At 69.5% G+C, this 21,944-nt stretch carries 19 protein-coding genes; 9 read left to right on the plus strand and 10 right to left on the minus strand.

Annotation, left to right across the window (positions count from 1 at the left end; translation table 11 throughout):
- Nucleotides 1-2 precede the first annotated feature (2 nt).
- Nucleotides 3-512 (minus strand): hypothetical protein, encoded by a 510-nt coding sequence (locus ACWDUN_RS24595; RefSeq protein ID WP_449932735.1) that lies wholly within the window; start codon nt 510-512, stop codon nt 3-5.
- Nucleotides 513-600: 88 nt separating this feature from the next.
- The gene (locus ACWDUN_RS24600) at nt 601-804 is read right to left on the minus strand and encodes a hypothetical protein (protein ID WP_449932737.1); all 204 of its coding nucleotides are present in this window, start codon (nt 802-804) and stop codon (nt 601-603) included.
- A 67-nt stretch (nt 805-871) separates the two neighbouring features.
- Between ACWDUN_RS24600 and ACWDUN_RS24605 the strand changes: the two genes are divergently transcribed.
- Nucleotides 872-1,747: an AIM24 family protein gene (locus ACWDUN_RS24605; RefSeq protein WP_449932739.1), complete on the plus strand. Its 876-nt coding sequence runs from the start codon at nt 872-874 to the stop codon at nt 1,745-1,747.
- On the opposite strand, the gene ACWDUN_RS24610 is transcribed toward ACWDUN_RS24605, so the two are convergent.
- Nucleotides 1,748-2,374 (minus strand): DUF305 domain-containing protein, encoded by a 627-nt coding sequence (locus ACWDUN_RS24610; RefSeq protein WP_449932740.1) that lies wholly within the window; start codon nt 2,372-2,374, stop codon nt 1,748-1,750.
- Nucleotides 2,375-2,436: 62 nt separating this feature from the next.
- On the opposite strand from ACWDUN_RS24610, the gene ACWDUN_RS24615 reads away from it, so the two are divergent.
- Nucleotides 2,437-2,646 (plus strand): cation transporter, encoded by a 210-nt coding sequence (locus tag ACWDUN_RS24615; protein WP_449932741.1) that lies wholly within the window; start codon nt 2,437-2,439, stop codon nt 2,644-2,646.
- 263 nt (nt 2,647-2,909) lie between these two features.
- Nucleotides 2,910-5,168, plus strand: coding sequence for a heavy metal translocating P-type ATPase (locus ACWDUN_RS24620; protein WP_449932742.1), 2,259 nt, complete (start codon nt 2,910-2,912; stop codon nt 5,166-5,168).
- Nucleotides 5,169-5,180: 12 nt separating this feature from the next.
- Here ACWDUN_RS24620 and ACWDUN_RS24625 read toward each other — a convergent pair whose 3' ends face one another.
- Complete coding sequence (locus ACWDUN_RS24625; protein WP_449932744.1) at nt 5,181-6,299, minus strand: adenylate cyclase regulatory domain-containing protein; 1,119 nt, start codon at nt 6,297-6,299, stop codon at nt 5,181-5,183.
- A 39-nt stretch (nt 6,300-6,338) separates the two neighbouring features.
- On the opposite strand from ACWDUN_RS24625, the gene ACWDUN_RS24630 reads away from it, so the two are divergent.
- The 3 genes from ACWDUN_RS24630 to ACWDUN_RS24640 are packed head-to-tail and all read left to right on the plus strand — an operon-like array spanning nt 6,339 to nt 7,729.
- A complete protein-coding gene (locus ACWDUN_RS24630) occupies nt 6,339-6,833 on the plus strand; it encodes a DNA-deoxyinosine glycosylase (RefSeq protein ID WP_449932746.1) in 495 nt (164 codons plus the stop codon).
- Between the two features lie 4 nt (nt 6,834-6,837).
- Complete coding sequence (locus ACWDUN_RS24635) at nt 6,838-7,275, plus strand: HIT family protein (RefSeq protein WP_449932748.1); 438 nt, start codon at nt 6,838-6,840, stop codon at nt 7,273-7,275.
- Nucleotides 7,276-7,279: 4 nt separating this feature from the next.
- Entirely contained in the window at nt 7,280-7,729 is a 450-nt protein-coding gene (locus ACWDUN_RS24640) for a nitroreductase family deazaflavin-dependent oxidoreductase (protein WP_449932750.1), read from the plus strand.
- A gap of 10 nt (nt 7,730-7,739) precedes the next feature.
- On the opposite strand, the gene ACWDUN_RS24645 is transcribed toward ACWDUN_RS24640, so the two are convergent.
- Both ACWDUN_RS24645 and ACWDUN_RS24650 read right to left on the minus strand, forming a co-directional pair.
- A complete protein-coding gene (locus ACWDUN_RS24645) occupies nt 7,740-8,792 on the minus strand; it encodes an LLM class flavin-dependent oxidoreductase (protein WP_449932751.1) in 1,053 nt (350 codons plus the stop codon).
- Nucleotides 8,793-8,799: 7 nt separating this feature from the next.
- Nucleotides 8,800-9,660: a uracil-DNA glycosylase gene (locus ACWDUN_RS24650; RefSeq protein ID WP_449932753.1), complete on the minus strand. Its 861-nt coding sequence runs from the start codon at nt 9,658-9,660 to the stop codon at nt 8,800-8,802.
- 75 nt (nt 9,661-9,735) lie between these two features.
- Between ACWDUN_RS24650 and ACWDUN_RS24655 the strand changes: the two genes are divergently transcribed.
- The 3 genes from ACWDUN_RS24655 (at nt 9,736) to ACWDUN_RS24665 (ending at nt 15,013) form a co-directional block, all read left to right on the plus strand.
- On the plus strand, nt 9,736-10,971 hold the full coding sequence (locus ACWDUN_RS24655) for an MFS transporter (RefSeq protein ID WP_449932754.1): 1,236 nt from the start codon (nt 9,736-9,738) through the stop codon (nt 10,969-10,971).
- A 66-nt stretch (nt 10,972-11,037) separates the two neighbouring features.
- Nucleotides 11,038-13,638, plus strand: coding sequence for an AAA family ATPase (locus ACWDUN_RS24660; RefSeq protein WP_449932756.1), 2,601 nt, complete (start codon nt 11,038-11,040; stop codon nt 13,636-13,638).
- A gap of 10 nt (nt 13,639-13,648) precedes the next feature.
- Nucleotides 13,649-15,013, plus strand: a complete 1,365-nt coding sequence (locus ACWDUN_RS24665) for an FAD-binding oxidoreductase (protein ID WP_449932758.1) — start codon at nt 13,649-13,651, stop codon at nt 15,011-15,013.
- On the opposite strand, the gene ACWDUN_RS24670 is transcribed toward ACWDUN_RS24665, so the two are convergent.
- The 4 genes from ACWDUN_RS24670 to ACWDUN_RS24685 all read right to left on the minus strand — a co-directional run bounded on the left by ACWDUN_RS24670 (nt 15,010) and on the right by ACWDUN_RS24685 (nt 21,867).
- Entirely contained in the window at nt 15,010-16,434 is a 1,425-nt protein-coding gene (locus ACWDUN_RS24670) for an aldehyde dehydrogenase family protein (protein ID WP_449932759.1), read from the minus strand. The genes ACWDUN_RS24665 and ACWDUN_RS24670 overlap by 4 nt on opposite strands.
- A 248-nt stretch (nt 16,435-16,682) precedes the next feature.
- Complete coding sequence (locus ACWDUN_RS24675; protein WP_449932760.1) at nt 16,683-18,419, minus strand: ABC transporter ATP-binding protein; 1,737 nt, start codon at nt 18,417-18,419, stop codon at nt 16,683-16,685.
- Nucleotides 18,416-20,986 carry an ABC transporter ATP-binding protein/permease gene (locus tag ACWDUN_RS24680; RefSeq protein WP_449932762.1) on the minus strand — a complete coding sequence of 857 codons (2,571 nt, stop codon included), beginning with the start codon at nt 20,984-20,986 and terminating at the stop codon, nt 18,416-18,418. Before ACWDUN_RS24680 ends, ACWDUN_RS24675 begins: the two co-directional genes overlap by 4 nt.
- A gap of 98 nt (nt 20,987-21,084) precedes the next feature.
- Nucleotides 21,085-21,867 carry a carbon-nitrogen hydrolase family protein gene (locus ACWDUN_RS24685; RefSeq protein WP_449932764.1) on the minus strand — a complete coding sequence of 261 codons (783 nt, stop codon included), beginning with the start codon at nt 21,865-21,867 and terminating at the stop codon, nt 21,085-21,087.
- Between the last annotated feature and the right edge of the window lie 77 nt (nt 21,868-21,944).

The raw sequence follows: 21,944 nt of genomic DNA on the forward strand, positions 1-21,944 counted from the left end.
CCTCAGAGGCCGGGTCCCTGGGTGCGCAGGTCGTCGACGGCGGTCATGGCCTCGCGCAGCCTGCTCAGCCACTCGTCGGCGTGTTCGCCGACCAGTTTCACCGACCATGCCAACGCATCCGAGCGGGATCGTGCGACGCCGGCGTCGACCAGCGTGTCGAGCACCTGCCGCTCGGGCTGGCGCAGCCTGGTCATCACCGGCACCGCGATATGGGTGAACAGGGTGCGTTCACCGCCGGCCTGCACGCCCCAGGACACCTTGCGGCCGAACCGCTCCTGCGCCTCCTCCGCGATCCGGATGCGCTCACCCCGGGTTTCCTCGCGGAACTTGGCCACCCGACCGGAACGGCGCGAACTGGTCTCCCCCTCAGTGTCGGGCAGCGTCCCGATCACCGTGATCTCCTCGCGGTCCACCACGACCCGCGGGTCGCCGGCGAACCACCCGTCGGGCATCCGCCCGGCGAACCATTCGGCGGCCTCATCGGCGGGCCGCGCGCAGTGCTGCTGTCCCATGATTACATGATTACACCGTTACAGGTTGGGTGGGGGCGGCTTTCGCCGACGGCGTAGACACCGCCGACGCGGACTCAGATGTGCGGGCTCAGAGCTTGGCGCGCAGCACCAGGCCGCCGCCGAGGACCAGGGCCACCAACAACAGCGCCCCCCAGCCCGCACCGGCCAACCACCAGACCGCGATCAGCCCGATGATCGCCGGCGATGCCAGGAACAGCACCATGCCCGGATGTTGTCTGAGCACCGCCAACGCGCTCCTGGCGCGCACTCGATCGATCTCGTCACCTGCCATACACCCAAGGATGCCAGCCTGAAGTGATTTGATACTGCTCGAACAGACCGAACGTGAGGAGTGCACGGTGAGTGGTCAGTGGTTGCGCGATCCCGAGGGACGCTATGAGTACCGCTGGTATGACGGACAGCACTGGACCGACCAGGTTTCTCATCAAGGTCAGGTGTTCGCCTCTCCACTCGGTCCGCCGCCGGGCGCCGCAGCGGGCCGGCAGCCCGAGGCACAGGCCGCCGGCGAGCCGCAGGACGGTCACGGCCAACCGCAGGGTGACGGTTTCGCCGGGATCAGCGGTGATCTGATCGACGGGCGCTTCAGCGAGAAGGAGTCCAAGGCGATCGCCCTGCAGAACGAGCGGTTGCTGCGGGTCCGCCTGGGCGAGCCGTTCATGGCGCGCCAGGGCTCGATGGTGGCCTACCAGGGCAACGTGGACTTCGCGTTCGAGGGCGGCGGCGCCGGCAAGTTCCTGAAGAAGGCGCTGACCGGCGAGGGGCTGCCGTTGATGCGCGTGCAGGGCCAGGGCGATGTGTTCCTGGCCGAACAGGCCAATTACGTGCATCTGCTGCAACTGACCAACTCCGGCTTGTCCATCAGCGGCAAGAACGTGCTGGCCTTCTCGGCGAGCCTGGACTGGAACATCGAGCGGGTCAAGGGCGGAAGCATCGCCACCGGCGGCCTGTTCAACACCACCCTGCGCGGCAGCGGCTGGGTCGCGCTGACCACCGACGGCCCGCCGGTGGTGCTCAACGCCGCCGAGGCCCCGACCTTCGCCGACACCAATGCGGTGGTGGCGTGGTCGGCGAATCTGCAGACCCAGCTCAAGACCAGCTTCAAGGCGGGCGCCCTGATCGGACGCGGGTCCGGCGAGGCGCTGCAGGTCGCCTTCCACGGCCAGGGGTTCGTGATCGTGCAGCCCTCGGAGGGCATCACGATCCCCGTGCAGTAACTACAGGGAGTCCAGGATCGACGTCATCTCGTCGATCTCCTTCTGCTGGCTGTCGATGATGGCGCGGGCCATCTCGACTGCCGGCGGGTACTGACCGCCGTCGATCTCGCCCTGGGCCATGGTGATCGCGCCCTCGTGATGCCCGATCATCTGCTGCAGGAACAGCCTGGTCGCTTCGGGGCCCGGTGCCGCACGCAGTTTCTCGATATCGGCGGGGGCGACCATGCCGTCCATCGAGCCGTGGTCCATATCCGGCATCGGCGGATTGCCCCATTCGGTCAGCCAGCTCTGCATCTGTTCGATCTCGGGCGCCTGCGCCGCGCGGATCTGCTCGGCCAGCGGGATGACGCGGGGGTCGACACCGTCCTTGCCGAGCAGGATGTCGACCATCTCCACCGCCTGACTGTGGTGCGGGATCATGTGCTGCGCGAACATCACATCCTCGGCGTTGTGCGCCTGAGTGCCCTGCTCGGCCGGTCCGGGGCTGTCGCCGCTGCCGGTGTGGCTGGTGCCGTGGCCCGAGTGGTCCTGCGCCGCGGGTTCGGCCTGCTCCGGCTCGCTCGAACAGCCCGCCAGCAGCAGCACCGCGGCCGCACCCGTCGCGATCGCCATCGCCGATTTCCTCATTGTGTTCCTCCTCGCATCGCGTGAACGTTTACCCATACCCCCTACCGGTATATCATGGCGGTATGAACATCGTCCTCCAAGTACAAGGTATGAGTTGCGGGCACTGCGTGAAGGCGATCACCGCCGCGGTGAGCCCGCTGGCCGGCGTGACCTCCGTGGATGTCGACCTGGCCGCGGGGCGGGTCACGGTCGTCGGCGACGCCGACGTCGCGGCCGTCACGGCCGCCATCGAAGAGGCCGGTTACGACGCGAGTCCCGTCGTCACGGTTTGAAGCACGCCACCAGCATGTTTGGAAGGCAGACCCTGAGTCCGCGCAGCCGAGCGATCGTGAGGATCGCAGCGAGGCACAAGCGAGGACCGGAGCGATTGGGAGGCAAGCCATGAATCCGCGCAGCCGAGCGATCGTGAGGATCGCAGCGAGGCACGAGCGAGGACCGGAGCGATTGGGAGGCAAGCCATGAAGCCGCGCAGCCGAGCGATCGTGAGGATCGCAGCGAGGCACGAGCGAGGACCGGAGCGATTGGGAGGCAGGCCATGAATCCGCGCACCACCACCAGCACCCTCACCCTCGACGTCGGCGGCATGACGTGTGCGTCGTGCGCTGCCCGCATCGAGAAGCGGCTCAACCGCATCGACGGCGTCGAGGCGAGCGTCAACTTCGCCACCGAACAGGCGCGGGTCGCGTTCCCCGACACCGTCACCCCCGAGGAGTTGGTGGCCGCGGTCGAGGCGACCGGTTACACGGCCGCACTGCCCACCTCCGAGCAGGACCAGACCGAAGAGGCCGACGAGCCCGACGAGTCGGCGCCGTGGCGGCAGCGGTTGCTCATCTCGGCGGCACTGTCGATCCCGGTGGTCGCGCTGTCGATGATCCCGGTGCTGCAGTTCGACAACTGGCAATGGCTGACGCTGACGTTGGCCTCGCCGGTGGTGGTGTGGGGTGCGTGGCCGTTCCACCGTGCGGCGTGGACCAACCTGCGCCACGGCGCGGCGACCATGGACACGTTGATCTCGGTGGGCGTGATCGCGGCCTACGCGTGGTCGCTGTGGGCACTGTTCTTCACCCATGCCGGCATGCCCGGCATGAAGATGCCGTTCGAATTCATCTCGCGCAGCGGTGACCCGCACCTCTATCTGGAGGTGGCCGCGGCCGTCACCACCTTCCTGCTCGCCGGACGCTATTTCGAGGCGCGCGCCAAACGGCAGTCCGGGGCGGCGCTGCGCGCCCTGCTGCACATGGGCGCCAAGGATGTTGCGGTGCTGCGCTTCGGGGCGGGCGAAGCGACGGGGCAAGGCACAGTCAGCGAAATCCGCGTCCCCATCGCACAACTGGCCGTCGGCGACACCTTCGTGGTGCGCCCGGGCGAGAAGGTGGCGACCGATGGTGTGGTCACCGCGGGAGCTTCGGCCGTCGACGCGTCGATGCTCACCGGAGAATCGGTACCGGTCGAGGTCGCCGAGGGCGACACCGTGGTGGGCGCAACGGTGAACATCAGCGGGCGCCTGGAGGTCCGTGCCACGCACGTCGGTGCGGACACCCAGTTGGCGCAGATGGCCCGGCTGGTCAGCGACGCGCAGAGCGGTAAGGCCGACGTGCAGCGGCTGGCCGATCGGGTGTCGGCGGTGTTCGTGCCGATCGTGCTGGTGCTCTCGCTGCTGACGCTGGCGGGTTGGTTGGTGTTCGGCGCCTCGGCATCGGCGGCGTTCACCGCCGCGGTCGCCGTGCTGATCATCGCCTGCCCATGCGCACTGGGCCTGGCCACGCCGACCGCGCTGCTGGTGGGCACGGGTCGTGGTGCGCAACTGGGCATCCTGATCAAGGGCCCCCAGGTGCTGGAGTCCACCCGTCGCGTCGACACCGTCGTGCTGGACAAAACCGGGACGGTGACGACCGGCAAGATGTCGGTGGTCGACGTCCACGTCGCCGAGGGTGAAACGGTGGACGACATCATTCGCCTCGCCGGTGCGCTGGAGCACGGCTCCGAACACCCGATCGCCCGCGCCATCGCCGGATACGCTGCCCAGCGCGGCCCGCTGCCCGCCGTCGACGGGTTCGCGAACCACGGCGGACTCGGCGTCACCGGCGTCGTCGAGGAACGCGCCCTGGCCGCCGGACGGGCCAACTGGCTACGTCAGGATTGGTCGCTGGACATACCGCAGGCTCTGGTGCAGATCGCCGATGACGCCGCCGGACAGGGACACACCCCCATCTGGTTCGCCGCCGACGGCCGCGTCGCCGCCGTCATCGTCGTCGCCGACACCATCAAGGAGTCCGCCGCCGAGGCGATCACCGGCTTCCGCGAGCTCGGGCTGACACCGGTACTGCTGACCGGGGACAACCGGCGCGCCGCCGAATCGGTTGCCGCACAACTGGGCATCGACCGGGTGGTCGCCGAGGTGCTGCCGGCGGGCAAGGTCGACGAGATCAAGGCGCTGCAGGCCGACGGCAAGGTGGTCGCCATGGTCGGCGACGGCGTCAACGACGCGCCCGCGCTGGCTCAGGCCGACCTGGGACTGGCGATGGGCACGGGCACCGATGTCGCCATCGAGGCCTCCGATCTGACGCTGGTGCGCGGTGACCTGCGCGCCGCCGTCGACGCCATCCGGCTGTCCCGCGCCACGCTGGGCACGATCAAGGGAAATCTGTTCTGGGCCTTCGCCTACAACGTCGCCGCTTTGCCGTTGGCCGCCGCCGGGTTGCTCAACCCGCTGATCGCGGGAGCCGCGATGGCGTTCAGTTCGGTGTTCGTGGTGACCAACAGCCTGCGACTGCGCCGGTTCTCGGCCGGCTGACGCGAGGGGTGGTCAGGCCGACACGTAGCGGGCTCGGAACACCTTCACGTCGTCCTTGATGCCCTTGAGCCGTTTGGCGCCAGCGAAGGACCATTCGATACCGGCGTCATCGCCGATGGCCTCGCGCACCGCCTCGGTCACCAGGACGGCGCCGGGCCGGGCCGCCCCGGTGACCCGACTGGCCAGATTGACCGGGCTGCCGAACCAGTCACCACTGCGGTTGACCGCCATCCCGGACGCCAGACCCACACGCAGGCGCGGGAATTCGTCGTCGGCACTGGCGGCCTCCAGTAGCGCCAGCATGGCCGTCAGCAGCGCCGGCGGTTCCGGGCTCACCAGCATCACGGCGTCCCCGATCGACTTGATGAATCGCACCGGCGGCGCGACCACGTCATGGGTGGCCTCGACCAGACGGTTCGCCAGCCCCTCCAGCTCCTCGGGCGGCACCGCCTCGCCCAGTTTGGTGAATCCGACCAGATCCGCGAAGGCGATGGTCACCTCCCGCGCACCCGGCAGCGGTCGGCCCTCGGCCCGCTCCCCCGCGGTCACCGCGTCGGTCTCCATGGTGCGGCGCAACTCCAACCGCAGCATGTCCTCGATCAGCGGCCCGAGCAGCGGGTTGACCTGGCGCAGTAGCGCTTCGGAGGCGACGGCGACATCGAGCTCGCTGACACCGGGCGCCATCACCGCCGACATCGAGGTGAACCGCATCGCCTCGGCGGTCTTGGACAATCCGTCCGCCAGCGCCCGGACGACCAACACAATGTTGTCCTCGTCGATACCCATGTCGACGAACTGCCGTGCATACCTGGCGATCTCACCGTCCACCCGCAGATGTGCCGGCTCGTCCGGGTTGTCCACTCGCGGCAGGCCGAGCGCGCGCTGGATGCGCTGCAGCAGTTCCAGGTCGATCCCGGTGCTCTCGCTGATCTCACGCGCCGACACGAAGTCGCCGTCGTCGCCGAGGATCCGCCGCGACGCGAGCAGCACCGGCGCATCGGCATCCCGGATCTGCTCGACGGTCACACCCTGGTCCAGCAACCACGGGATCAGTTCGGCCCGGTCGGCGCGGGCCTTACCCGTCAGCCCGTCGAGCAGGCCCGAGGCCTCGATGTCGAAGTCGCTCCCCACCGGGCCAACCTATACCGGCGGCCAGGCATCATCGGACCGGTGAGCGAATCACTGCACGGACTGCCGCCGATCGTCGGCGCCCGGCCCACCGTGCTGGTGCTGGGCAACATGCCCAGCGTCCTGTCGCTCGCGCACGGTGAGTACTACGGCAATCCCCGCAACGCCTTCTGGCGGATCTGCGCGGACATCCACGGATTCGACCCCGAGGCCGCCTATCCGCTGCGGGTGGCCGCCCTGACCGGACACGGAGTCGCGGTGTGGGACGTGCTGCGATCCTGCCGCCGCATCGGCAGCCTCGACTCGGCGGTGCAGCGCGACAGCATGGTGGCCAACGACATCGGCGCCTTCGTGGCCGACCATCCCACCATCGGCCTGCTGGTGTTCAACGGCGGCGCGGCGCTGCGCAACTATCGCCGCCTGATCCCCGAGCCACCGGACCTGCCCGTCGCGCAACTGCCCTCGACCAGCCCGGCACACACCATGGCCTATGCCGAGAAGCTGGACCGTTGGCGCGCGGCGCACCGGCTACGGTGACTCCATGTCCTGCGTGTTCTGCGCCATCGTCGCCGGTGCGGCTCCGGCCGTCCGCATCCAGGAGGATGACGCGTTGCTGGCGATCCTCGACATCCGGCCGTTCACCCGTGGTCACACCCTGGTGATCCCCAAGAAGCACAGCGTCGACCTGACCGACACCCCGGCCGACACCGTCGCAGCGATGGCCGCCCTCGGGCAGCGCATCGCGCGGGCGGCGCGCACCTCGGGACTGCACGCCGACGGCAACAACATCGCCATCAACGACGGCAAGGCGGCCTTTCAGAGCGTGTTCCACATCCACCTGCACGTGGTGCCGCGGCGCGACGGCGACAAGCTGTCCTTCGCCAAGGGAATGCTGGTGCGCCGCGACCCCGACCGCGAGGAATCCGGCCGGCTGCTGCGGGCGGCACTGGCACAACTGGACGCCGCCGAGCAGGATTGAGGCCATGAGCATGCCCCCATGGGAGCGATACATCGGACTGCCGCTGCTGATGCTGCACGACAAGCTCTACAAGGCGACCGACGGCAGGATCGGGCACACCATCCCGTTCGGCCCGCCGGCGCTGCTGCTGCACACCGTCGGCGCCAAGACCGGACTGGCGCGCGCCAATTCGCTGACCTACGCCCGCGACGGCGACGATTACCTGGTGGTGGCGTCCAAGGGCGGTGAGCCCAAGGCACCGGGCTGGTATCACAACCTGAAGGCCAACCCGCAGGTAGAGATCAACGTCGGACCCAAGCGCATCCCGGTGACCGCGCGCGCGGTGTTCCCCGGCGAGCCGGACTTCGACCGGTTGTGGCGCATCGTCAACGACATGCGCGGGAACAAGGATCGCTATATCGGCTACCAGAAGCGGACGTCGCGGCCGATCCCGGTGATCGTGCTGAGCCCTTAGAGCAGCGCCTTCAGAGCAGCGTCTTCGCCAACAGCTCGAGGGTCCGCTCGCGGGCCGGGGCGGCGTCGGGGTCGGTACCGCGGAACGCCGACGCGACGGGGTTGACCATCACCTCGTCGACGTCGAATTCGGCCGCCAGATCCCGGATCTGATCGGCGGCCTCGGCCGCGTCACCGACCACGGTGCGGGCCAGCGAGGAGTCGACGATCAGCTGCTCCTGCGCCGAGAGCTGGGCGGCTTCGGCATCTTCGACCAAATCCAGCGGGCCCAGCGGCCGGCCGGTGCGCAGCCGGGCCATCATCTGCAGGTTGGGCAGCAGCAGCCGGCGCGCCTCCTCGGAGCTGTCGGCCACCGAGGCGTTGACGGTCAGGAAGGTCCGCGGCTCGGAAAGTTCTGCGCTGGGCCGGAACTCGGCGCGGTAGGTCGCCAGCGCCTCGGCGGTGCCGTGGCCGGAGAAGTGATTGGCGAACACGTAGGGCAGGCCCTTGGCGGCGGCCAGGTGCGCGGAGTACATCGAGGATCCCAGCAGCCACAGCGTGCACTCCCCGACCGCGGCCGGGGTGGCCTTGAGGGTGTAGTCCTGCTGGGCCAGCATGCCGCGCGACAGCCCGACGCGGGCTCCGCCGGTGCTCATCAGGGCGGCCACGTGGTCGAGATATTCGGGGAAGCGTTCGATGTCCTCATCGTTGTGCGCGCGGGCACCGCGCAACGCCATCGAGGTCACCGGGTCCGAGCCCGGTGCCCGTCCGATGCCGAGGTCGACCCGACCGGGCGCCATCGCCTCCAGCAGCGCGAACTGTTCGGCGACGGCCAGCGGCGCGTGGTTGGGCAGCATCACCCCACCCGAACCCAGCCGCACCCGGGCGGTCCGGGTGGCCAGATAGGCCAGCAGCACCGGCGGGCTGGTCGCCGCGACGGCGGGCATGTTGTGGTGCTCGGCCACCCAGTACCGGGTGAACCCCGTCCGGTCGGCGACCTGGGCGACCTCGACGGTCGCCGCCACCGCGTCCGCGGTGCTCTGATCGGTACGGACAGGAACCAGGTCCAGGACAGAAAGGCGCATCAACAGGTCAACGCCGCGCGCGGCCGGTTTCGTTCCCGCCGACCCCGGCGATGTGCGCCGCACCGGTGAAGACGTCGTCGAGCATCGCCGGGGTGAGCCGACCGGTGAACATGTTCTGCTGGCTGGGGTGATAGCAGCCCAGCAGCACCGCGCCCGAGTTCAGCCGCACCTGCGCGCCGTGCCCGAAGAACGGCTTGGGCTGCCCGGTCAGATCATCGGCCAGCATGCCGAGCGCCACCTGCCAGGCGAACCCGCCCAGCGCCACCACGACCCGCACATGGCGCGCGATCAGCCGCCATTCGGCCCGCAACCACGGTGCGCAGGTCTCCCGCTCGGCCGGCGTCGGCTTGTTCGCCGGCGGCGCGCACCGCACCGGCGAGACGATCCGCACCTCGCGGGTGCTCAGTCCGTCGGCGGCGTCGACGCTGACCGCCGAGCTGACCAGCCCGGCCCGGTACAGCGCGGCGAACAGCTGATCACCGGACCGGTCACCGGTGAAGATGCGGCCGGTGCGGTTGGCGCCGTGCGCGGCCGGCGCCAACCCGACGATCACCACGCGCGGGCGGCGGGCGCCCCAGCCCGGAACCGGCCGGCCCCAATACGGTTGCGCGGCGAACGCGCGCCGCTTGGTCGCCGCGACCTCCTCGCGCCAGTCGACCAGCCGCGGGCATGCCCGGCACACGCTCACCGCGGCGTCCAGCTCGCGCACCGACTCCGCACCGGCGGCCAACTCCGTGACATCGTCGGCGTCGTGGGCCACCGGGGTCACCGCACGTGCCGGATCACCGGGCCAGCCGGTGCCGGGCGGCACCGGCGAACCGAACAGCCGGCCGGTGCGGGGATGGGGTTGGCGCTCTGCCGCGGGCACCAATCCATCCTGCACCGGCCGTCAAAAATCGATCGCTGCGCCGCCGAGCCCGCTGCTAGATTCGCCGCGATAGCCATGAACACCTCAAGCCGCGGGCCGGCGTACCTGATCCTCTTCGCGGCCCTGATGGCCGGTGCCGGCAACGGCATCTCCATGGTGGCGTTCCCCTGGCTGGTGCTGCAGCGCAACGGGTCGGCTTGGGAGGCCTCGCTGGTCGCAATGGCCGGCACGCTGCCGTTGCTGGCCTCGACCGTGATCGCCGGCGCCGCCGTGGACTACCTCGGCCGCCGCCGGGTGTCGATGATCTCCGATCTGCTGTCGGGATTGTCGGTGGCCGCCGTCCCGGTGATCGCGTTGCTGTTCGGCGTCGACGCCGTCAACGTGGCCGTGCTCGCCACGCTCGCTGCGCTCGGGGCGGCGTTCGACCCGGCGGGGATGACGGCGCGCGAGACGATGCTGCCCGAAGCCGCCGCGCGGGCCCGCTGGACGCTGGATCACGCCAACAGCGTGTACGAGGCGGTGTTCAACCTTGCCTACATCGTGGGTCCGGGTATCGGCGGCATGCTCATCGCGACGATCGGCGGAGTCGAGACGATGTGGGTGACCGCGGCCGCGTTCGGCTGTTCGATCCTCGCCATCTCGGTGCTGCGCCTGGAAGGCGCGGGCGCGCCGGACCGGTCCGAGCTGCCCGACCGGGTTTGGGCCGGCGTCGTGGAGGGCCTGTCCTTCGTCTGGAACCTGAAGGTGCTGCGCACCCTGGCGCTGATCGACCTTACGGTGACCGGGCTGTACATGCCGATGGAAGCGGTGCTGTTCCCCAAGTACTTCACCGACCGCAACGAGCCGGCGCAGCTCGGCTGGGTGTTGATGGCGTTGTCGATCGGCGGGTTGGTCGGCGCGCTGAGCTATGCGGTGCTGTCGAAGTACATGAAGCGACGCACCACCATGTTGATCGCGGTCATCACGCTGGGTGTTGCGATGACGATCATCGCGTTCCTGCCGCCGCTACCGCTGATCCTCGGACTGTCGGCCGTCGTCGGTTTCGTCTACGGCCCGATCCAGCCCATCTACAACTACGTCATGCAGACCAACGCCCCACCGCATCTGCGCGGCCGGGTGGTCGGGGTGATGGGGTCACTGGCGTATGCGGCCGGCCCGCTGGGATTGCTGCTGGCGGGTCCGCTTGCCGACTCGGCGGGACTGCACACCACATTCCTGGCGCTGTCGGTGCCGATGCTGCTGATGGGTCTGGTGGCCGTCGGGCTGCCCTCGTTGCGCGCCCTGGACCGCGAACCCCACTCCGGTCGGTAGTCGGCCATCCGGCCGAAACCTGGCGTTTGGCCTGCATATCGATGTTCGGGCTCCTACGCTTTGCGCGTGCGGTTGAGGTGGCCACTGGTCGGGCGGGCGGCGGAGATACCGAGGATCCGCAACGCCGTGACGGCACCGGATCTGCGCGGTGCCGTGGTGTCCGGCCCGGCGGGTATCGGCAAGAGCAGGGCGGTGCGCGAAGCCCTGCACGGTGGCCGCCCGCACTGGGTCGTCGGCACCACCGCGGCCCGGCAGCTGCCGCTGGGTGCGTTCGCGGCGTGGGCGTCCGATCCCGACGGTGACCGCCTGCAGCTGGTGCGCGGTGTCATCGACGCCGTCACCGCCACCCCGACCGGGGCACCGGCGCTGATCGTGGTCGACGATGCCCACTTGCTCGACGATCTGTCCGCATTCGTGCTGCACCAGATCGCCCAGCGCGGATCCGGCCGGGTGGTGCTGACGGTCCGCGACGGTGAGCCGGTGCCCGACTCCGTGCGGGAGATCTGGAAGGATCATCCCTTCGATCGTCTCCAGTTGCGGGCACTCGACCAGCGGGAGAACACCGAGCTGCTCGGTGCCGCGCTGGGTGGTCCGATCGATTCCGCTGCCGCACAGCGATTTTGGGACCTCACCCGCGGAAACGCGTTGTACCTGCGCAATATCGTCGAACAGGAACTCGCCGACGGCCGCCTGGAACTGCGCGACGGCCGGTGGCAGTGGCTCGGACAACCGGTGTTGCCGACCGGACTGGTCGAACTGATCGAGTCCCGCTTCCGCGATCTCACCCCCGCCGTCGGCGAGGTGATCGACGCGCTGGCGGTCGCCGAACCGCTGGAACTGTCGATCCTGCAGAGCATCACGTCGAGCGACGCGGTCGAGGAAGCCAACGTGCGTGAGCTGGTGGTGTTGCAGGACACCGCCGATGGCGTGCAGGCGAGGGTGGCGCACCCGCTCTACGGCGAACTGCGCCGGGCCCGCACCCCGGTGGCGACGCTGCGCCGGTTGCGTGGCCTGATCGCCACCGAACTGGCGGCGGGCAGTCGAGCCGATGATCTGCGAGTGGCGGTGCGTCGCGCCACCTTGAGCGTGGACTCCGACCTGCCTGCGGATCCGGCTCTGTTGCTGACCGCCACCCGCGGCGCGATCCGGCTGGCCGACCTGACATTGGCCGAACGGTTGGCGCGGGTGGCCGAGCAGAACGGCGCCGGACCGGAGGCCGCTTATCTACGGGCCCATGCGCTGTCCTGGCTGTTCTGCGGGCAGGAGGCCGAGGATGTGCTGGCCGAGGTCGACACCACCGGCCTTCCCGATACCGAGCGGGCGCGGTTCGCGCACCTGCGCGCCTCCAACCTGTTGTGGGCACTGCAGCGGCCGGCCGAGGCCAAGGCGCACGTCGATGCGGTGGCGGCGACGCTGAACGCCGAGGGACGAGCCTGGCTGAACGCCTTCCTGACGACGTACTGGTTCGCCATGGACGACCCCGCCGAGGCCGAGACCATCGCCCGATCGCTGGACCTGGCGGCCCTTCCGGATGTCGTCGGGGCCGAGACCGCGTGGGCACTGGCCACCGTCGCCGCCGAGGCCGGGCGCACCGACACGGCGCTGGATTTCGTCGAATCCGGCCTGCGGACGTCCACGCACTCGTTCGACACCCCGCACATTCGTTTCAACCTCGCCGATTCGGAGGTCACCGCACTGGCCCTGGCGGGTCGTATCGCCGACGCCGCGCAGGTCGCCGAGCGCGTGCAACTTGAGGCCGTCGACCTGCCGGGCGTCGCGCACTCGCTGGGCCCCGCGATCGCCGCACGCGCGGCACTGGCCGGCGGCCGACTCGACACCGCCGGTTCGCTTTTCGAACAGATCTCGGCCGTGATGGCCGGTCATGCCACCGGCTGGGGCTACCGGTACAGCGTCGCGTGGGCCACCACCATGGCCATGCGCGGCGCGGGTGACGAGGCCGCGGCGATCCTGGACCGGCTGGACGCACTGCAGCGGCCGTTCCGGTCCCTGGACCATGAGCGCAGCGTGAGCCGGGCCTGGGTGTCGGCCGCCCAGGGCGCGGTCAACGAGGCCATCGGGATCCTGAATAACACCGCCGCGACAGCCGCACGGAAGGGACAGTTCGGCGTCGAGGTGCTGTGCCGCCAGATCGCCACCCAGTTCGGCGACCGCACGCACGCCGACCGGCTGGTGGAACTCACCCGACTGGTCGACGGACCGCGCGCGGGTCTGGCGGTGCGCTTCGCGGAGGCACTGCGAGCCGGCGATGCCGTTCGATTGAGCTCGCTGGCGGACGAATTCGAGAAGATGGGCGACACCGTGGCGGCCGCTGACGCCGCCGCGCACGCCGCCATCATCCACCGCACCGCGAACCGGCGCGGTTCCTTCCTGAGCTGCGCGGGCCGCGCCGAGGCGTTGGCATCCGAATCCGGGGTCCGCACACCGGCGCTGGACCAGGTCAAGGAGCCGATCGTGCTGACCGCGCGGGAACGCGAGGTCGTGTCCGTGCTGGCCGGCACCATGCCGCTGCCCAGCAACCGCGACATCGCCGATCGACTGACGCTGTCCGTGCGCACCGTGGAGGGCCACATCCTGCGGGCGATGGCCAAGACCGGCACCACGACGCGCACGGAGTTGGCAGAACTGTTCAGCCGGCGCCGACCCTAGACTTGCCGTCGTGAGTGCTGTGCTGGACGACCTGATCTGCGCGTTGCCCGAGGGCACCGTCGTGACCGATCCCGATATCGTGGCCTCCTACCGTCAGGACCGCGCCGCCGATCCGGATGCCGGTACCGCGATGGCGGTGCTGCGGCCACGATGCACCGAGGAGGTGCAGACCATCGTGCGGTGGGCCGCCGGCCACGGTGTCGCGGTCATCCCGCGCGGCGCCGGCACCGGGCTGTCCGGTGGCGCGACCGCCCAGGACGGCAGCGTGGTGTTGTCCACCGAGCGCATGCGCGATATCACCGTCGACACCGCCACCCGTACCGCCGTCGCCCAGCCGGGACTGCTCAACGCCGAGGTCAAGAAGGTCGTCGCCGAGCACGGCCTGTGGTACCCGCCGGACCCGTCCTCGTTCGAAATCTGCACCATCGGCGGCAACATCGCCACCAACGCCGGCGGGCTGTGCTGCGTCAAATACGGCGTCACCACCGACTACGTGCTGGGTCTGCAGGTGGTGCTGGCCGACGGTACCGCGGTGCGCTTGGGCGGTCCCCGCCTGAAAGACGTTGCCGGGCTGAGTCTGACGAAGCTGTTCGTGGGCAGTGAGGGCACCCTCGGCATCATCACCGAGGTGACGTTGCGGCTGCTGCCGCCACAGCACACGCCGTGCACCGTGGTGGCCACCTTCGCCTCGGTGGAAGCGGCCGCCGATGCCGTGGTCACCATCACCGGCAAGATCCGACCGTCCATGCTGGAGTTCATGGATGCCGCGGCGATCAACGCCGTGGAGGACAAACTCAAGATGGGCCTGGACCGCGATGCCGCCGCCATGATGGTGGCCGCCTCCGACGATCGCGGTCCGGCCGGCGCCGACGATGCCGAGTTCATGGCCAGGGTGTTCACCGAAGCCGGTGCGACGGAGGTGTTCTCGACATCGGATCCGGCCGAGGGTGAGGCCTTCGTGGTGGCCCGCCGCTATGCCATCCCGGCGGTGGAGGCCAAGGGCTCGCTGCTGCTGGAAGACGTCGGGGTCCCCCTGCCCGCGCTGTCACATCTGGTGGCCGGTATCGAGAAGATCGCCGCGCACCACGACCTGTTGATCTCGGTGATCGCGCACGCCGGGGACGGCAACACCCACCCGCTGATCGTCTTCGACCCCGCCGATGCCGACATGGCTCGCCGCGCCGAGGTGGCGTTCGGGGAGATCATGGATCTGGCGGTGTCGCTGGGTGGCACCATCACCGGCGAGCACGGCGTCGGGAGGCTCAAGAAGCCCTGGCTGGCAGGCTATCTCGGTCCGGAAGCGATGGAGTTGAACCGCCGGATCAAGAACGCACTCGACCCGGCGGGGATACTGAACCCGGGGGCCGGTCTCTAGGCCGGTGTGTAACCGACGGCGGCCTTGACCTCGAGATACTCGTGGAAGCCGAAATCGCCCCACTCGCGACCGTTCCCGCTGGACTTGTACCCACCGAACGGCGCGTTGATGTCGAAGGCGTGGTTGATCGCCACCGACCCCGCGCGGATCCCGCGGGCCACCGCGCGCGCGGCCTCGATATCGGCGGCCCAGACGTACCCGGCCAGCCCGTAATCGGTGTCGTTGGCGATCTGCACCGCCTGATCGAGATCGTCGTAGCCGATGATGCACAGCACGGGACCGAAGATCTCCTCGCGGGCGATCTCCATGTCATTGGACACCCGGGCGAAGACGGTGGGTTTGACGTAGTAGCCCGTGTCCAGCCCGTCGGGACGCCCGATGCCGCCGACCACGAGTTCGGCACCCGCGTCGATGCCCTTCTGGATGAGTCCCTGGATCTTGTCGAACTGCACCTTGGAGGCGACCGGGCCGATCGCGTTCTCGTCGTCGAGATCACCGACGGTGACCGAGGCGCCGACCTCGCGGGCGATCGCGATGGCCTCGTCCATCCGTGAGTTCGGCACCAGCATCCGGGACGGCGCATTGCAGCTCTGCCCGCTGTTGAGCATCATCGCCGAGACGCCGGCCCCCACCCCGGTGGCGAAGGACTCGTCGTCGAGCACGATATTGGGGCTCTTGCCGCCGAGTTCCTGGCTGACCCGCTTCACGCCGGGCGCCGCGTTGCGGGCGACCTCGATGCCGGCGCGGGTCGAACCGGTGAAGGACACCATGTCGATACCGGGATGACTGGAGATCGCCGCGCCGACACCCGGGCCGTCGCCGTAGACCAGGTTGTACACACCGGCGGGAACCCCTGCGGCTTGGACGATTTCGGTGAAGATCTGCGCCGAGTAGGGCGCCACCTCCGACGGTTTGAGCACCATGGTGCACCCCGCGGCCAGCGCCGGGTACACCTTGGCCGCGATCTGGTTGAGCGGCCAGTTCCACGGTGTGATGAGTCCGCAGACACCGATGGGCTCCTTGATCACCCGGGTGGATCCGCGGTCGATCTCGAACTCGAAGTTCGTCAGCGCCTCGATGGCCGCGGCCAGATGACCCAGACCCAGGTTCACCTGCAGACCGCCGGCCAGCCCGGGCGGGGCGCCCATCTCCTCGCCGACGGCATCGGCGAGGTCGGGCATGCGCTTCTGGTACTCGGCGAGGATGGCGCCGAGCACGGCCAGGCGCTCCTGTTTGCCGGTCTGCGACCAGGTGTCGAAGGCCCGGCGCGCCGCCGCCACCGCCTTGTCGACGTCGGCGGCCGACCCGAGGGCGATCCGGCCCGACATCTGCTCGGTGCGCGGGTTGTCGACGTCGAGGGTCGCCGGCGTGACCGGGTCGACCCACTGGCCGTCGATGAAGAACTGAAGGTATTCACGCATGGGACGAACCTTCCCTGTCGCCGCAATGACCGGTTGGCGACATTATGGCGACCCGGATGTCGCATACAAGTCGCAATCGGGCAGTCTGCGCGCCGGCAAGCGCGCATGTCAGGACGATGTAGCCCAGCCTGCCTGATGCGGAGGTCGCGTTCCGCTCGCGTCCGGCCGCCCGCGAGAGACCGTGTCCGCACGCTGACACGCCGCGGCCGCGGGCACTTCGGGGACGCTCGCGCTCACTGCGAGCGCCGTCAGGCCGGGTTGGCGGCGATCTGCCAGTCCGCCGCGGAGCTCTGCTGCTGCCAGAACTGGGCGAAACGCCCGCCGGCCGCCAGCAGTTCGTCGATGGTGCCGTCCTCGACGATGCGCCCACCGTCGACGAACAGCACCCGGTCGGCCCGTCGGATACTGGCCAGCCGGTGTGCGACGATCACGCGGGTGCGGGGCCGGACGTCGGCGGTCAACGCGTCGACCACGGCCGCCTCGTTCTCGGTGTCCAGCGCACTGGTGGCCTCGTCGACCAGCAGCACGGGGGCGGGTTTGACCAGCGCCCTGGCGATGCTGACGCGTTGACGTTCACCACCGGACAGCGCCGAGCCGGCCTCCCCGACCGAGGTCTGCGCACCATCGGGCAATCTGGCGGCCAGCTCATCGACACGCGCCAGTCGGATTGCCGCGGCAAGGGTTTGGCTGTCCGCGCCGGGATCACCGACCAGGATGTTGTCGCGCAGCGACCCGTCGAACAGGTACGGATGTTGGAAGACCATGCTGACCGCCGCGCGCCGGGCCGCGGGGTCCAGGCCGGCCACGTCGACACCGTCGACGAACACCTGCCCGGCCACCGGTTGGTGCAGACCCGCGATGAGGGCCAGGATCGTGCTCTTACCCGACCCCGACGGGCCGACAATGGCCGTCGTGGTGCCGGGTTCCAGCGCGAAGCTGATGTCGTGCAGCACCGGCTCGCCGCCGTAATCGAAGCGCACACCGGCGAATTCGATACGCGGCGCGGCGTCGCCGGGCAACGTCGCGGCACCGGCGTCCTGCACGGGCGCATCGAGCACCTGCTGGATCCGCCCGAGCGTCGCCCGCGTCGATTCCAACGCACCGGATAGCTCGCTGAGGATGGTGAACGGCTCCAGGTACCGCGCGATCACGACGATCAACGCTACGGCCTCGGGCACGGCGAGATCACCCCGCATTGTCAACAGCGTTGTCGCGGCGGCGAAGACGATGAGCGCCAGTTGGCTGGCCAGGCTGAACAGCAGCTGACCGGGCACCTGCATGGTCAGCAGTCGCAGGCCGGCACCGTGCTGGGCCTGCAGTGCCGTACCCACCATGCTGCGGGCCGGTTCGACACGCCGGGCCGCGCGCAGCGCCTGCTGGGTGCGGGCGAACTCGATGATGCGTTCGGTGAAGGCGGTATTGGCCTCCCCGGCCACCCGGTCCGCGGTCCGGGTCAGCCGCCCGGACAACCACAGCGCACCGAGCAGTACCGCGACACCGGCCAGGGCAGCGAGCCCCAGCGGTACCGAGATCGCAAGCAGGGCAATCGAGATCGCCGCGGGCAGCAGGATGGCGCCGATCAGCGGGGTGAGCAGGTTGACCACCAAGCCGACCAGTTCCGGCCCGGTCGCCGCGATGGCCTGCCGGGTGGTGGCGGTGTTGTCGTGGGACAGCCAGTCCAACTTGATGTTCGGCAACCGGTCGGCCATATCGTGCTGGGTGCTGTCGAGCACCGCGAAACCGATGTCGAATCCCAATGTGGCGGTCATCGTGTCGACGACCCAGCCGGTGACGGTCGCCGCGGTCAACCATCCCAGCCACACCCAGGCGTCGGCCGGTTGTTCGCTGAACAACGCGGCCACCAGCGGAACCAGCAGCACCACCGCAACCGCGCGCAGTAGCACCGAGAAGACGGTCAGCACGGTGTAGAGACCGACCTTGCCGCGTCGGTCGTCCGGAATGAGAGCGAGCAGCGTGCGGATCATCGAGCGACCTCCTGGCCGGCGGCGACGGGGCGACCGGATTCCCACAGCGCCCGGTAGCGTCCGTTCGCGGCGAGCAACTGATCGTGGGTTCCGATCTCGGCGATCTCGCCGTCGTCGAGCACGACGATCTGGTCGGCGTGGGTGATGGTGTGCAGCCGGTGCGCGATGACCAGCACGGTGCGCTCCCGCGTCAACCGGTTCAGTGCCTGCTGGACAAGGTATTCGGACTCGGGATCGGCGAAGGCGGTGGCCTCGTCGAGGATCAGCACCGGGGTGTCGGCCAGGATCGCCCGGGCGATCGTCAGACGCTGCCGTTCACCGCCGGACAATCCGACCCCTGCCCCGAGCACGGTGTCGTAGCCGTCGGGCATGCGTTGGATGCGGTCGTGGATCTGCGCGTCGCCGGCGGCGGCCGTCACCCGTTCGGCTGCGGCGTCCGGATCGGCCAGCGCGATGTTCTCGGCCACGGTGCCGTGCACCAATTGGGTGTCCTGCAGCACGAAGCCGATGCGCCGGTACAGCTCGTCGGCCAGCAGCGTGCGGATATCGTCACCGCCGATGCTGATGGCGCCCTGCTGCACATCGTGGAACCGCGCCAGCAGCGCGGCCAGCGTGGACTTTCCCGACCCCGACGGACCGACCAGCGCGGTCACGGTGCCGGGCTTCAGCGTCAGGGAGACGTCCTTGATGACGGGCACCTCCGGCCGGTAGCCGAAGGTGACGCGGTCGAAAACGACCGCTTCCTCGGCGCCGGTGCCGCCTGCGGGATCGCCGTCACGGACGGCGAGTTCGGCCTCGTCGAGCACGCTCTGCACCCGGCGGGCGGCCAGCATGCCGCCCTGGATGCCGGCCAGCCCGTAGCCGATGCCCAGCAGTCGGGCGCCGAAGGTGGTGCCCAGCAACAGGAATGGCAGCAGATCGACGGGGTCGAGTCCGCCGCCGACGACCAGCGGGGTACCGACGGCGACGATGAGCCACAGGAAGGTCGTCGGCCGGGTCACCAGATCCATCAGGGTCTTCTTGCCCACGAACGGGCGCTGCCAGTCGACCAGGAATCCGATGTAGTCGTCGAGGCGGTTGCGGAAGCTGGACGATGCGGCGCCGCCGAATATGCGCACCACCGGTTGGCCCTCCAGGTAGGCGCCGGCCTCCCCGCTCATCCGTTCGGCCCACTTCGGGGCCTGGGTGATCTTGTTGCCGGACTGGATGGTCATGACCGACATCAGCACCAGATAGACCAGCACCGGACCGAACAACACCAACGCGATACGCCAGTCGACGATGAACAGGTACACCAGCACCGCGACCGGTGCGATCACTGCGGCCACCGCGTCCGGGATGGCGTGGGTGATCAGGTAGTGCAGCGACAGGGTGTCGTCGGACACCAGTTGTTTGATCGATCCGGATCCGCGGGCGGTGAACCAGCCCAACGGCAGCCGGGACAATTTGGTGAGCAACCGGCCGCGCAGGTCACGAGCGAACGCGGCGTCCACGCGGTGCAACCACAGCGCCAGCGCGGCAGTCAGGAAGGTACCGGTGCCCAACAGCGCGACGGCGGCAATACCCAAGTCCCACAATCGGTCCGATTCCGCCCCGGCGAGCAGCAGGCGGGCGAGTTCGACCAGCAGCACGAACGGTGCCAGTTCGACCAGGGTGATCAGCGCCTGTAGGACGCCGGAGATGATGAGCTTGCGCTTCAGCGGCGCCAGCAGGCGACCGGCGGCCTGGGCGCGCCAGGTACCCGTCGGTGCCGGCTGGGCCGCAATCGGTGCAGTCGGTGCGGGGGCCGGCACCGGCGCGGCGGTCTTGTCGTCACCACGCTTGCTGCCCATGGCCCGGCCCTCGGTCCAGTAGGCCTGGGCGTGGATCTCCTGCTTTGGGAAACCGAACTCGTCTCGCAACCGGGTCCGCAGCGTCTTGAGCGCACCGGCCTCGGGCCCGGCCCAGACATACCAGTTGGACCAGTCGCGACTTTCGATGGCCGCCGCCAGCGACGCGGCGTCGGCACGCGGCACGCGATGCACCGTCAGCCGTGGATGTTCGGCCAGCGGGATCAGCAGATCGTCGTCATGGTGCTGCTCGAGGTAGGCCTCGATGGGGATGTCGTGCGGGACGGCGCCGATGATGCCGTTGATCGCGGGCTGGGAAGCGGCGTCACCGATGAGCAGGTAGCCGGCCGGCCGGTCCACCGGGTCCTCGGCGACCGAGAATCCCTTGGATCCCATCACCATCGCGGCGATGGTGGTGCCGGGCCGGACGTCGGCCGCCCATGTCGAGGCGGGGCCGGCCGGTTCGTGCAGCACCACGTCGATGGCGAAACGGCCGGTGGCCGGGTCGGCCTCGGAGATGGTGTAGGCGCGCTGGAACTCGGTGTCGGTGCCGTCGGGGTCGGGGAACCAGAAGCGCAGCCAGGAGGTCGGTTCGGCGGCGGAATCCTCGAACACCGTCGGTGAGACCATCCGGATCCGCAGGCAGTGCGGGGCCAGCCATTCGGTGCCCAGCACGGTGACCTCGTGATCGCGCGCGCCGAAGCCGCGCATCATCACACCCTGCAACCCACGTGCCATCGGGTGATCTCCTCCCCCGGGCACTGCGGTCGGCGCCCGTGCAAGCAAGGCTAGCCTTACTCGCCCGTCGATCTGGGCGCACCTCCGCCCGGGCGCCGTCAGCCGCAGGTGTACAGCTCGGGGCGGCGCAGGCGCAGGTAGTCGACGTAGCCGCCGAGCGCACTGTGCAGTGGCAGGTCGACGGTGAGCACCTCGGGTGCGCGGCCGGCTTCGGCCAGCACGTGACCATCGGGGTCGACGGCGCGGCTGCCGCCGTGGAACTGGTGCGGATGCTCGGCGCCGCTGCGGTTGGCGTAGATCAGCGGGCGTCTGTTCTCCAGCGCACGGGATTGAGCGGCGATGAGGTGATCGTTGTAGAGCGGGTCCATGTTCGCCGCGATGGAGACCAGCACGTCGGCCCCGGCATCGGCGAGGGTGCGGGCCACCTCGGGGAACTCCATGTCGAAACAGATCATCAGGCCGAGTTTCACGTCGCCGACGGTGGCCAGAACCAGTCGGTCACCGGTGGCGAAGGCGTCGGCCTCGGCGTCGAACAGGTGTGTCTTGCGGTAGTTGGCGACGACGGCCCCGGTGGCGTCGATGACCACCATCGAGTTGTACGGCCGGTCGGGGCCGGGCTCGACGTATCCACCGATGAACGCCGTGGCGGCGCGCGCGCAGCTCGCCGCGATCTCGGCGAAGGCCTGCTCGGGAGGTGCGGCCAATTCGTCGAGGGCCTCGATCTGATACCCGGTGAGGGCGAGCTCCGGAACCACCACGAGGTCGACATCGGAGTGCGCGGCGACGAGCGCGCTCAGCTGGGCGCTGTTGTGCGCGACATCGCGTGAGACGACATCGAGTTGGGCGATGGCGACGCGGACACTATCCCGGCTGGTGGACATGTTTCCATTCTGCAAGACCGTGTCGGCGCAACCTTCCTCCCGCGGTCACCGCGCCCGGTTAGTCTGCGCCGAGGCGG

Source organism: Mycobacterium sp. NPDC003323, assembly GCF_053589535.1.